The organism is Aquimarina sp. AU119, assembly GCF_900312735.1.
Taxonomy (GTDB): Bacteria; Bacteroidota; Bacteroidia; order Flavobacteriales; family Flavobacteriaceae; genus Aquimarina; species Aquimarina algiphila.
In genome coordinates this window covers 121,707-135,722 of the sequence record NZ_OMPF01000036.1, presented here as the reverse complement: position 1 = coordinate 135,722, position 14,016 = coordinate 121,707, and the positions used below count along the sequence as shown (strand labels likewise).

Genomic DNA, 14,016 nt, shown 5'->3' with positions numbered 1-14,016 from the left:
TTTAATTTGGGGAATTATGTTTCCTAAACTGCATGTTGATGTTTTTTTGATAGTCTCTTTAAAAAAAACGTGTCATAGTTACTTTGTGATAATGCTAAATTATAATATCTAATTGAAAATAAGGCATTTTGTCTAGTTTGAAACTTGTAACAGGTTTCTTCATTTCTAGATAAAACTATTCATATCATAATATTTATTAACCAGTAACAAAATTTAAACACAAAAACATGAAAACTCTAAACATTACCCTGTGGGTAATGGCAATCTTGTCATTACAGCACGTCGTTGCACAGACGAAAGTAGATGTTGATATATCTACAGAACGATATTTAGGAGAAATATCAGAACTTGATAGAACCAAATATTTTACCATTCATAGTAATTCAAATGATACTGATCACAAAAAACTTTATACAGATTTTAATGTAACACCCGGCAGAGGATTTTGGGGAGCATTCTCATATGCAAAAAGTAAAACCGGAGTTGTAGGGGAGTATCCTTCTTATAACAATTCTGATGATACTACAACACGTAATGTTACTCGTTTTATAGCTACCGAACATCCTAGAAATGTGGTGCGGTATAATTTAAGTAAGGAGGTTGGAGCAGCTTGGGCTGCAGAATATTATAAAAATCATGTAAATGATACCGGCCGACCAGAGTTTTTTGAACCTATGAACGAGCCTTTTGTGCATTCTGGAGATGCTGTATTTGCAGAACAACAACCAGATGGTCAAAAAATGAGAGTTCGAATGGCAGAATGGTTTGGTGCTATTGGTAAGAAGTTTGATGAAACACCAGAGCTGGCAAAAATGAAGGTAATTGGTTACTCTAGTGCCTGGCCATCAATGGAGCTTTGGGATTTTGGTCATTGGGATACACGTATGAAAATGTTTATGGATGTTGCAGGAGAACATATGGACGCCTTTGCTACTCATCTTTATGATGGGATTAATGTTACAGGACAAGATAATAAACGATCTGGAAGTAATTCAGAAGCGATTTTAGATCTTATTGAGACCTATAGTTATACCAAATGGGGTGTAGTAAAACCTCATGCCATTACTGAGTATGGTGGGATAGAAAGAGGATATCCTGCGGGATATAGCGATATTAAAAGTGCACTGACACTAAAATCGATTAACTCAATTTTGTTTAACCTATTAGATAGAGAAGATAGAATGGCAATTTCAATCCCTTTTATTACAGGTAAAGCTACGTGGTACATAAATGCTTCAAACAATTATCAAACTTACGTTCCGGCGCTATGGAGACCATTGACTATAATACCTACAGATAACCCTAATAGACCAATCTTAGCAGATTGGAGTTATACATCCAAAATAGATTTTTATAAATTATGGTCTGATGTAGAAGGAAAAAGAATCCACGTAAATAGTAGTAATCCCGATGTTCAAATTCATGGTTTTACTAAAAATAATAAGGTTTATGTAGCATTAAATAACCTGGATGATACGGCACAAAGCATTACATTAAATATGATTTCTGATTTACAAGGTGTAGAAAAGGTAAGAGTTAAAAGTTTAAAGATTTACGACAATGCCAATCCAGTATATACAGATATTGAAATTGAAAAAATACCTAATACTATAGTGTTAATTCCTAATGAAACCGTTGTTTTAGAATATACATTTGGTACTACATTAGTATTTTCAAATGCAATTAGAAGTACAAACTACTACTCAGACAAACACCTACAGAAAATTGAAGCAAATACAGAAATTTCTTTTGCTTACAATGGCGTGAATATTGGGAGCGGCTATGCTACGTTAAAAATGGCAATCGGAAGAAAACATAATAAGTCTAAATCTCCAATAGTAAAAATAAATGGTATAGAAGTACATGTGCCTTCGAATTGGAAGGGGTATGACCAAAAAAACAGAGATGATTTTTTTGGGACAATAGATGTCCCTTTTCCAATGGGATTATTAAAAGTTGATAATACAATTACAGTAAACTTTCCTGATAGTGGGGGAAGAGTAAGTTCTATGATTTTAGAAGTTGAAAAGTACGATAAAGATGTAGTGGGGGGTGAGGATTCTATTATTTTCCCTGAAATTATTAAAACACTTCCAATAGCCGATAGATACAGTATAAATGTTAAGTATGAAGCAACAGTAGATAGAGAGATTGTAGCAGAATTTTGGTCTCCAAAAGGTCAATTGGCGAGCAGTAAACGGTTAATTGTTCCCGCTGGTTTTGGATCAAAATCCATTATGTTAAGATTAAAATCTCCTACTGTCCCAGGGGATCAATATTCTTTAAAAGCATATATACGACCGATTGGGTCAAATGGGGAAAAAGTTTTAGATACGGCTCAAATAGATAACATAATAATTTCGGAGGTAATAGAGTATGATGACCTTGTATCGTTTAAGGATGCACCAACCGCAATTCCATCAACTACTTCTTATACTTTTAATTTGGATTATGAGGCATCAACAGATCGAGAAATAGTAGTAGAATTTTGGTCGTCTACTAATTGGATGGGACAGCAAAAAGGGATAGTTCCTATGGGAAGAGGGGTAAAATCAATCACAGTTAATTTAGCTTCACCACCAGTACCAGGATCTGGGTATATATTTAAAACGCATATACGACCTTTAGGTACAAATTGGCAAGAAGCGATAGATGCAGACCAGATTAATAATGTAACGGTAACAGAAAATAAAAAAGTAAACCGGTCCTTACATTTTAATAAACAAAATCTATTAATAGCGCCTAATCCAGTTGCTGATAAATTTACAATTTATAACTTAAGCGAGGATGCTCATGTGCGTATTTTAAACCTCAGTGGAAAAGAAATAATATCAAAAAAGATAAATTCGAATGCTATTGATAATATAATAGATGTCACAGGTTTAAGCAGAGGTATGTATTTTATTTCTGTAGATAATGCACCAATGATTAAGTTGATTAAAAAATAAGTAATTATCAGCCAATCAATAAGGCTACCTGTTAACTCAAGGTAGCTTTTTTGATGATAATATATAAACTGAGATATTAACCCCAGATAGTGCCTCTGAAACAAACCTATAAATTGGAAAATAAATTTAAGGGGGGAAGAAAAGGTAGCCAGAAGCACTTAATTTTTGGGGCGAAGATGTTTAATTCTAAAATTCCTAAATCGAGAATTCATCTTCTTGGGTAAAATTAAACTTAATGTCAATGTGAGAATGACTAAATTCTGCTAAAAATAGACACTCTAAGAACTAAAAATAGTTTCATGTTTTAACGAATTAAACATAAAAAAAAGCCTTACTTCTCTAGTAAGGCTTCACATTTTGACAATTTAATCTGTTCTATTTAATTGATAATGTAATCTTTTTTATTAATTCTAAATGGTGCCCCTGGATCCTGAACATAAGTAGGGATGCTGCTGATACAGAATGCCAAGAGGCACAGGTTTTAAGACAAAAAAAGATTTTTAGTGTTCTAAATACCTCAATTTTAGAGGTGATTTTTCGCCGTAAAAATAACTTTATCTTAGTTGTAAAAATGACTACATTCTGCTAAAAATTGACACTCTAACAAATAAAAGTAGATAATAACTATTATTGTTTTACTACTTTTCTTACGGTTTTATTTCTGTTTTGATCCTCAATGATAACAAAATAGTATCCAGATACAACATCATTAATATTTAGTTGCGCATCATTTGATATCTTTATTATTTCACCATTAGTATTAGTCAACGTCATTTTTTTGATAACAGAAGAACCATGGTTTAAAACATTTACAATATCTGTTGCAGGAATAGGGTATAAGCTCATTGTATTACCAGCAGGGCATTCTGGAAGTGTAGCTTCAATACTACCTAAAGCATTACTATTAGCATCTGGTAAAGCCTGTATTTTTGCAAGATAAGTTCTTCCATCCTGAATTGTAATGGACTCGTATGTACCAGAAAAATCAAAGCTTGTTGAACCAGCAGGAATATTCGCTACAAATATATCTTGGCTGCTAACACCGGGCTCGGTAATAAAAACATTAAATCCTTCGGTAGCGTTAGCATCTGCATCCCAACTAATGGTAAAACTTGTCGCTGTAATAGTAGAAACTTGTAATCCTGTTGGTGTTTCTGGGTCTGAAATATCACGAGCAGTAATTTCTATGTCGGCAAATGCACTGCTATTCGTGTCTGGCAAGGCTTGAATTTTAGCAAGGTAAGTTACTCCATTCTGAATGGTTATAGATCCATAAGTACCAGTATAATCAAAAGTGTTAATTCCGGCTGCTACAGTTGTGATAAATACATCTCCACTACCAGCTACTGGATCTGCAATAAAAATATTCGTACCATTTGTGGCTAAAGGGTCTGTATCCCAGGTAAGTGTAAAACCAGAAGAAGTGATATTAGAAATGGATAAACCTGTTGGTTTTCCTGGTTCAATAACAGGTGGTGGTGGAGTACTTGCAGTTACAGAAATATCTGCATAAGCATTAAAATCGGCATCTGGTAATGCTTGTATTTTGGCAAGATATGTCATTCCATCTTGTATTGTGACTGAGCCATAAGTACCAGAATAATCAAAAGTGTTAACTCCAGCTGCTACGGTTGTAATATAAATATCCCCACTACTAGCTGCTGGGTCTACAATAAATATATTAGTTCCATTGATGGCTAAAGGGTCTGCATCCCAGGTAAGTGTGAAACCAGTAGCTGTCACATTAGAAATGGTTAATCCAGTGGGAGTTCCTGGATCAACAGGAGGAGGAGTTCCGCCAGTAGTTACAGATACATCTGCATAAGCATTAAAATCAGCATCGGGTAATGCTTGTATTTTTGCAATATAAGTCACCCCATCCTGAATGTTAACAGAGCCATAAGTACCTGAATAATCAAAAGTATTAACTCCAGCTGCTACTGTGGTGACATAAACATCTCCACTACTAGCTGCAGGGTCAACAATAAAAATATTAGTTCCTCCAGTTGCATTAGGATCTGCATCCCAGGTAAGTGTGAAACCAGTAGAAGTGATATTGGAAATTGCCAATCCCGTTGGAGCTCCCGGGTCTGCTGTAGGAGCAGCAGTAGTTACACTAGTATCAGCATAATTATTAAAATCAGGATCTAATAAAGGTTGAATTTTAGCAAGGTAAGTTACACCATCCTGAATGGTTATAGAACCATAAGTGCCTGAATAATCAAAAGTATTGACTCCAGCAGCTACTGTTGTAATATATACATCCCCACTACTGGCAGCAGGATCTACAATGAAAATATTAGTTCCTGTGGCCGTAGGTTGCGCATCCCAAGTAAGAGTAAACCCTGTAGAGGTTACATTAGAAATAGATAATCCAGTAGGTGCTCCCGGATCTTGAGCCTGAATAATAAAACTTGTAAAGGACAAAAAAAAGAGTATTAGCATCCTTAAATGGATGCTTTTCAAAGTAAAAAATAGATTTTTAGTAATGTTATAATTCATAATTTAGGGTTTAAATTCTTTGTATAAAACTAATTGTTATTTATAGGTAAAAGTGATTGTATTATGCTTATAGGTAGTACTATCATGAATTTTTTATTAAAATGATAGCATTTTTACTGATACATAAACAATACTGTAAAACAGAAGACGATTAAAACTATTGACCAAAATCTAAAATTTTTATAAAAAGGTGTTCCTTTTAATTCTTCAGTCTCTTCCTGATATATTTTTCGTGTCCAGATAAAATCTTTAATCTTTTCTGAATCATCAGGCGTACTCAATAAACTCACTATAATAATAATCAAGCTGCTACCTATAAAATAAAAAGGAACTTTTAAAAGAAAATGAAAATCTCCAAGTAGTTCATAATTAAAAACTATTTTAAGAAATACAGTTGTTATAGCCATTAATGCTCCTCCCATAAGTCCCCAAAAGGCTCCATGTCTATTTATTCTTTTCCAAAAGATTCCCAAAAAGAATACAGCTACCACTGGCGGTGCTATATACGTAAGCATCTCTTGATAGTATTTCAATAGAGAATCAAATTTTGCAAGAAAAGGTATCCATACCAAAGCTAGAATTAGGACTATTATGGAAACAATTTTACCTACAATGACTTGCTCTTTTTGAGAAGTCTTCTTTTTTGCTTTAACATAAAAATCCATTGTAAATAAAGTAGCTACAGAATTCAATAATGCGCTTAACGAAGAGGTAAGTGCAGCGACCATAGCTGCCAACATAAGCCCTAAGATTCCAACGGGCATTATTTCTATCACTAATTTTGGATATATCATATCATTCTTCTCTAAGCCAGGAAATAAATGTTTACCAATGACAGCAGGAAAAATGATGACGAATAAGATTAGAACTGTTAAAAAACCTACCATAAGAATACCTTTTCGACCATGATCTACTGATTTTGCTGTAAGTACTCTTTGTACTAATACTTGATTGTTTCCCCAGAAATAGAATCCTAGAATAGGAATTCCTACTATCATTCCTAACCATGGTACAGAACTATCGTTCATTGGTCTAATGAGTTTCATCATTAAGTCTTCTTTCAATAAAAGTTCTTTTAGATAATCAATACCTCCATTTTGCATCACTAAAAATGTCAAAATAAATGTACCCACTAGTAATATAATACCTTGTATCAAGTCGACTCTTATTGCTGCAGATAATCCTCCAGGAATAGTATATGCAGCTACAATAATGGCAAATATTACAGATAACTCTATAATACTTAGAGTAGGAAAAACCAATTTCATTAACAATGCGGCGGCATACAAAGCTCCGGCAGCATCAAGGAAAGTAGACCCAAGTAGCGTTATAAAAGAAAAATAATACCGAGACCGAACATCAAAACGTTTTTCTAAAAATTCTGGAATAGTAAAGATTCCTGATTTGATATAAAATGGTAAAAAGAACATGGCAAAAAAGACCATTACCAAAACAGAAATTAAATCATAATTAAAAACAGCAATTCCTGTTGAATAGGCATCTCCACTTTTACCAATTAATGTGGTACTGGAAATACTAGCAGCAAATAAAGAGAAACCAATAATGGGCCATGTCATATTTCGTCCAGCAAGAAAATAATTATCTGTAGAAGAGCTACCTTTTTTAGAATACCTTAAACCAAACCACACTACAAAAATGAAGTATATGACTAAAACTAAAATATCTATTAATTCTAAATTGTATCCCATAATTTACTTTAATATTGTAATTGAATTCTTAGAAGATTTTACATTGGGTATAATATTCACTACTTTACAACTATAGTGCTTACAAATACGACACTATTAGGCTTTACTTCAATGTAAACACCTTGGTCATCTATTTTATCTGTTAGTACCTTTGTCATAGTGGGAAATCCTGAAGCATTTACAGGTCTGTTATTTTCTGAATATTCATATAGAAATACTGTTTTTTCAGCAATAGAAATATCGGTTTTTAGATAATATTTTTTTTCTTCTTTGGATTGATTTACAACAATTGCTGTAAAATTATCCTCATGTTTTGCTGCGACATATCTTATTTTGTCATCTTCTGGTAAATCAGTGCCTTTTATAATACTTGATCCAGGAGGTAATAAATTACAAAGTAATGTCCAGGTATAGGACCAAGGCCTGGGAGTTAACTCTTTGATATCACCCGTTAGCTCTTTTCCTAAAATATTCCACATTCCCCATTTTTTTAATTGAGTTTTATCTCCTAAATCTCCAACGGTATGCATGGCATCATCGAGATCCCATGCAATTGCACTACCAAAACCGGCTAACATACTTTGTACAGTTGCATCAGCCATATCTACTCCATAAAAATAATCATAGACAAACATGCTAGAGTCATCTGCACCGGCGTATGGATCGGCTTGCCCTCTTTTTGTATTTTCTTCTTTTAGTTCACCTGTATACTTCATTCCTAATTCTCCAAGAATAAAAGGTTTCTTTTGATCTTGAGCTGCTTTTGCCATTGGGAGTAAAAATCGTTCTAAATTTCCTGTTCTTACCAGATGTTGATCAGCATAAATATGAATATCATAAGAAGCAGTTACGCTATCGAGTTCGCTAACAGTAGAATATACCCAATCTATAGCTTTTTTAGGATGAGTAGGATGATTCCATTGTACTACTGCATCCGGACCTGCAAGTTGTACGTATTTATCTAAGCCTGTTTCTTTAAATTTTGCCGCTAATTTGAGATATCCATTTTTCCATTGATCCCAGTCACCATCTGTGGAAGCCCAATAACCATTTGGCTCATTTACCAAATTATAGTAGGTAATACAAGTATATTTCTTATCTATAATTAAATGTTGTAAAAAACCTGATATCATCGAAATCCATCGATCATCATTTGCTAATTGAATATAAGGGATGTTTTTATCCTCTCTTCCAAAATCAGGAGCTCCCCATTCGCCAAATAATACAGTGATATTATTTTTCTGGCAATAATCCAATAGCTTATATAGTGTTGCTACTTCTTGTGAATTGTAGTCTATAATTGGATTTCCTTTTTTATCTAGACCTTTATAATAGCGCCAACCAGCAGAATCGATCACTCTAATAATATGTGGATTTACATAGTCTAGTCTTCGATATAACTCTTCCCATTTTTCATCAGTCATTAAAAATCCCCATTCTGCGTCCTCGGAGTCGGCATGTGGATACGCAGACCATTGTACACCATGTCCAATAAATGGAAAATCTATAGTGTTTTGTTCTAAAAATGAAATGGTGGCATCCACTGGTTTTGGTTCTTTTATTTCATTTTTACAGGAAAAATTCCCGAAAAAGAGACAAAATAGAATGATTTTGATTGCTGCTTTTTTCATTGAAAATTATTTTTTTAGTTGTTTTAGCAGTTCATTTACACTACAGGTTGCTAAACCAATGTATTTATCGGCTCCTCCATAATAGACATATAATGTATCATCAATAATGACATTCCCAGTAGGAAATACACAACCTTTATAATATCCTTCTAATTCATAATCATGCTCAGGTTCCATAATCCAATCTGATAACCTTCCTATTACTTTGGTTGGGTCATAAAGATCTAATAAAGCTGCTCCTGCTCTGTAATATCCCTGACCTCCATTTTCTACTCCGTGATATATGATTAACCAACCATCTTTGGTTTTAAGTGGGGGAGTGCTTCCTCCAATTTTTTCTTCCCAAGTCCCTGTTCTTCCTCCAAAAAGTAGAGTGCTTTCTTCCTCCCACACCATTAGATCGTCAGAGAATCGAATCCAGATGGCAGGTTGATCTACACCATATTTTTCACCAATCCATTCTTTCGGTCTATGTAACATTGCAAATCTACCGTTTATCTTTTCAGGAAAAAGAATCACATCACGATCGTCTAGATGAGAAGATGTAATTCTTCCCAAGCGTTTAAATTTTTTTAAATTTTTAGAAATAGCCAGACCAGAGTTTGCTATGTTTTTTTTGTATACCAAAGGAGTATCTTCTCCAGATTCTGGAAGAAGAATGACATCATGTTCAAATTTCCAATATTGTCCTGGAGGAAATGGTCTATAAGCATATGTAATATAGAAATCATCTCCAAATTTAGCAATACGAGGATCTTCTACTCCTCCCATATCAGGGCCATCAACGCTTGGTGAAAATACAGGTTGATCAGATACTCTTGTAAAATTAATTCCGTCGGTACTCTCTGCCAAGCCAAATCTTATATAGTGTTCTTCGTCATCTCCAGCAGCTCTATATAACATGGAGAATTTCCCGTTTTCGTACCATACTCCAGGATTGCAAACTACAAGGCTTTCCCAGTCATTTGTATAGTTTGGTTTTAAAATAGGATTGTTTATATATTTTTCTAAGCGAAATGTATCTATCTGTCGCTGGATAGTATTGTCATGAGACATTTTTTGATCTTTTTTTAGTGTAAATAACCATAGACAAGTTTAATATGTTTAAGAATATTGTTTATGATTAAAAGAATATGGGTTATTATTTTTTATCGTTTAATAGTCAAAGTTAGTAATGACTGTTAGTGTTTGTGCAGGAATAATAATATCTTCTCCAGCACCAAAATCTAGAGTTAATCCTTCTTCAGTAGGAACCGGAAAACCATTATCATCAACTTTTCTGTCATTTTCTCTGTATATAAATTTCTTGGCTTCAAAAAGCTGTAATTTGTTATCAAATTTTATGTTTAGAGAATGTTCTTCAGTATATATATTATTAATTGCAATCATATATTTTCCATCTTTTTCTACTGCGATTGCATCCAAGCCAATTCTGTTAGGAATGTCAACGGTAAAGACTTTGGCTCCTGTTTGCATGTATCTAGTAAGTAAAGAATATGAGTAGAAATGAGGTCTTAATTCCTCTTTTTCGGGTTTACCCAAAAGCTCTTGCCCCAAAATATTCCAGAATCCCCAAATTTTTAGATCCTGCCCAGATGTTGAACCACTATGCATTGCATCATCCAGATTCCATGTGGCAGCTCCAGAGTATCCTGCATTCACAATTTTCATAGTTGCCGCAGCAATATCAACTCCATGAAAAAACTCATCTATTAATGTATTAGAATCACGTGCAACATTTGGGTCTGAGTTAATTGCACTAAGGTTTTGCCTAAATAACTCTGTATCCATTGTAGAAGTACTTGTTTCATACTTAAACCCAAATTCTCCTATAACGATTTGGGAACCTGCAGGGGTAGCATCTTTGTAAATTTTTAAGAACTCGTCATAATCACCATTGAACATCCACTCTCTTGGAGGATATGTATGTATATCATATAGCGATATTTTATCCCCAAAATCATTTGTTGTATCGGTTATCCATGAGGTTATATCTCTAGTAAAAGGAGCAATGTCTGGACCAGCTATTCCTACTTTACCTGTAACTCCAAGGGCTTCTAATTCCTGATAAAAATATTGAGTAGCGTTTTTCCATAGTTCATAATTTCCATCAGTTGCAGAACCTCCAAGATTAGGTTCATTAATCGTACTATAATGTTTAATACATGTAAACCCTTTTTCTCTAACTAAAAAATCTATGTATCGTGCAGCATTCTTTAGCCTGTTTTCAAAAATCATTTCACTATTGATATCCACCTGGTTGTATCCCCAATCTCCTAACATTACAGTGATGTTATTATCCTGACAATATTGTAATATTTTATTTAGACCTTCAAACAGATCTTCAGGGTTGTATTCATCTGCACCAGCTAATGCATATTTGTCATAAGAACCTATTACGACACGCATAAAACTAGGTTTCATGTAATCTAATCTTGTATATAGTTTATTCCAATCAGCATCACTAATCGGTGTTCCCCAGTATCTATATGCTTGTGGATATGGATCCCATTGTGCTCCATTCCCGATATAAGACTCATTAATTACTTGAGAGGTTTTAACCACTAGATCACCTGATTCTATTGGATCAATCGTTGGTTCCCAATCATCATTACAACTCGTAAAACTTATTAATAGGACTAGACTAAAAAAATTAATCATTTTCCTTATAGTTATTTCTTTTTTCATTTCTTGTATTTTGCGTTTTTAAAGATCTTTCGAGTATTAAAATTGTCATGTAAGTACAAGACAAAAACTGAAAGATATGTAGGTTGCTATTATTTGATAAAATGATAATATAAAGTAATAGCAGTTTGGATATGAGCTTCGCCGTCATTTGGATCATCTGGGAAATCATCTTCCCAAGTATTATATGCGATTCTTATATTACCCAAATCATCTGTAGAGACTATACCTTCTGTTTTAGCTCCAGCTTTACTTCCTTTCCAAAGAGTTAAGGTTTTGGTTCCTTCATTAAATTCCCATACTCCATCTCCTTGGTGTATTTTTCTAAACCGAGCAGAATAATCTCTGGCATCACCAGTACGATCTGGATCAAGAATGAAGGATGAAAATTCATTATCTGCACCTGCTCCAAAAGAGAAAGTTCCTTCTGGGTTTCCATTTTCGTTAATTTGATTAGTTATAAATTCTATAGTATTATCTTCTTCAAAAGCTACATTAGGAAAGTCCTTAGAAAATACCTCTGGAACATATGCTTCAGGGTCATATCCCGTAATTTCGTCATATGTTCCAAATACACCATACCCCCATGTTTGATTAATGCCAACCTGCCAGTCATATAGTATTTTATCTACGTTCCATTTTCCTTCTATAGCAGATTCATAAGGTGTGATTTTAACAACCCAATTTCGAACTTTTCCAGATGCCGAAATCACTTGATAGGTTATAGAAAGATCATCATTATTAAAATTTACTATATCTCCGTTACCCGGACTTACTTGTGCATATTCAGATATAGAAAGTACAGGGATAATATTTGATAAATCTACGTTAGATAATACAGCGAATATTTCGACAGTACCTTCATTATCTCCTGTAGGTCTAATAACAGCAGGGCCAACTTGACCCGGTATAGTAAAACTCAAAAATTGTCTGTCGTTACTAACAGTATCTTCAAATGGATCTTCTTGACAAGAAATAGTGATTGTAATCACTATTATAGTTAGGAATATTTTTTTTAAAATGTTTGTTTCCATAATTCCTTCTCTTTAGTTTGTTGGGTTTAATTGTCTTTCTATTGCTGGTATTGGATAGAAGTAAGGGTTATTAACAATAACTTTTCCATAAATATCCTGTAAGACGCTCTCTACGGTATTGGTTCTGCGTAAATCATATAGTCTATTTGCTTCAAAAGCAAGTTCAAAAGAACGTTCCTCAATAATCTTATCTCTAAAATCAGTGATAGATAAGCCAGGAGTTAGGTCAGGAAGACCAGCTCTTTGTCTTACTCGATTTACAGCGGTATAGCCTTCTGCTGATGGTCCTTCTGCTTCTGCATATATCAATAATATATCAGTAAACCTTAATAAGTAAGGATGCGTGCTTGTGTTGTCTCCAATAAACTTAGGATCTATATATTTTCTTGAAAAAGGAGCTGATTCTCCTCCCGCAGGAGTCCATGAAGAAACTCCATTTTCATCAAATAATTCATTTACTATAAGCTCTGTTTTACGGCGATCGGTATTATCAAATGAGGCTAGAAAAGGAAGCTCTGATACATAGACTCCAAAACCACCATGAGTAGCTGTGCCGTCTGCGAGAAATGATGTTGTTGGAGTATCTGCGGGAATAAAGAACTTAGACAATTTAGAGAATTCTCCTTCTACTAATCCATTTCTATCCTGAGGAATAAAAAATATATGCTCTGGTCCATTAAAACTTTGAGGTTCTGCAACATTATAAATGTTTAATAGATCAGGATCAAAAGTATATTCTGATTGCCCGTTAATGACAGCAGAAGCCATCTCAGAGGCTAAGCCATAAAATGTATCTGCATCTGATACCCATTCGTAACCAGGACTGCCTGATTGACGCGCAGAAGCCATGGTTATATATACTTTGGATAATAATGCCTGTGCAGCGACTCTATCGGCTCTTCCTCCTTCTCTCTGTATTGGTAATAGGTTTATTGCTTCTTTTAAATCTGATTGTATTGATGTATATACTTCTTCTATAGAAGCGTCAGGAATACCGCGAACTTCATCTAATTGGTCCACAGCCGATACTCTAAGAGGTGTAGATCCAAATAATCTTACTAGCATAAAATGGTGCCAAGCTCTTAAAAATAAACCTTCTCCATGATATTTTGCTCTCAAAGATTCATCATAACTGGCTTCTTTGGTTTTTTCAATTACCGTATTGGCTCTATTGAGTCCGACATAAGAAAGTCTAAAAAACTGTTCTAAATTTTGATTTCTGTCATCAACATTCCATTCTTCAAATTGGTTAATATTCAACCCTTCCCCTTCTTTAGGAAAAGCTTCCTCAGAAGCAGTAGTAGGGATATTCATATATGGTCTTAAATAGTCCAAAAAAGTCATTGCCTGATAAGAATGCAATACAGCCGAATTGGTTTCTTCTGCAGTACTGAAAAAATTAGAATCAGATAGAAATGTAGTGGGGTCTGGATCAAGGGAACAAGACCCTATACCTAAAACCGTAATTGCTAGAAATATGTTATATATTTTTTTCATGATATTCATT

8 protein-coding genes are annotated in these 14,016 nt (G+C 34.1%); 1 reads left to right on the top strand and 7 read right to left on the bottom strand.

From position 1 onward, the window contains the following. Positions 1-227 precede the first annotated feature (227 nt). Complete coding sequence (locus tag DK442_RS26620) at positions 228-2,948, top strand: T9SS type A sorting domain-containing protein (RefSeq protein WP_109438964.1); 2,721 nt, start codon at positions 228-230, stop codon at positions 2,946-2,948. 627 nt (positions 2,949-3,575) lie between these two features. On the opposite strand, the gene DK442_RS26615 is transcribed toward DK442_RS26620, so the two are convergent. The 7 genes from DK442_RS26615 to DK442_RS26585 form a co-directional block, all read right to left on the bottom strand. Continuing rightward, positions 3,576-5,450: a T9SS type A sorting domain-containing protein gene (locus DK442_RS26615; protein ID WP_109438963.1), complete on the bottom strand. Its 1,875-nt coding sequence runs from the start codon at positions 5,448-5,450 to the stop codon at positions 3,576-3,578. A 113-nt stretch (positions 5,451-5,563) separates the two neighbouring features. After that, positions 5,564-7,159: a sodium:solute symporter gene (locus DK442_RS26610; RefSeq protein WP_109438962.1), complete on the bottom strand. Its 1,596-nt coding sequence runs from the start codon at positions 7,157-7,159 to the stop codon at positions 5,564-5,566. Positions 7,160-7,218: 59 nt separating this feature from the next. Next, the gene (locus DK442_RS26605; protein ID WP_109438961.1) at positions 7,219-8,790 is read right to left on the bottom strand and encodes a hypothetical protein; all 1,572 of its coding nucleotides are present in this window, start codon (positions 8,788-8,790) and stop codon (positions 7,219-7,221) included. Between the two features lie 6 nt (positions 8,791-8,796). Continuing rightward, a complete protein-coding gene (locus DK442_RS26600; protein WP_109438960.1) occupies positions 8,797-9,846 on the bottom strand; it encodes a glycosidase in 1,050 nt (349 codons plus the stop codon). A 99-nt stretch (positions 9,847-9,945) separates the two neighbouring features. Continuing rightward, a complete protein-coding gene (locus DK442_RS26595) occupies positions 9,946-11,478 on the bottom strand; it encodes a cellulase family glycosylhydrolase (RefSeq protein WP_109438959.1) in 1,533 nt (510 codons plus the stop codon). An 89-nt stretch (positions 11,479-11,567) separates the two neighbouring features. Further along, positions 11,568-12,509 carry a hypothetical protein gene (locus DK442_RS26590; RefSeq protein ID WP_109438958.1) on the bottom strand — a complete coding sequence of 314 codons (942 nt, stop codon included), beginning with the start codon at positions 12,507-12,509 and terminating at the stop codon, positions 11,568-11,570. Between the two features lie 12 nt (positions 12,510-12,521). After that, entirely contained in the window at positions 12,522-14,006 is a 1,485-nt protein-coding gene (locus DK442_RS26585; protein ID WP_160114382.1) for a RagB/SusD family nutrient uptake outer membrane protein, read from the bottom strand. Positions 14,007-14,016 lie beyond the last annotated feature (10 nt).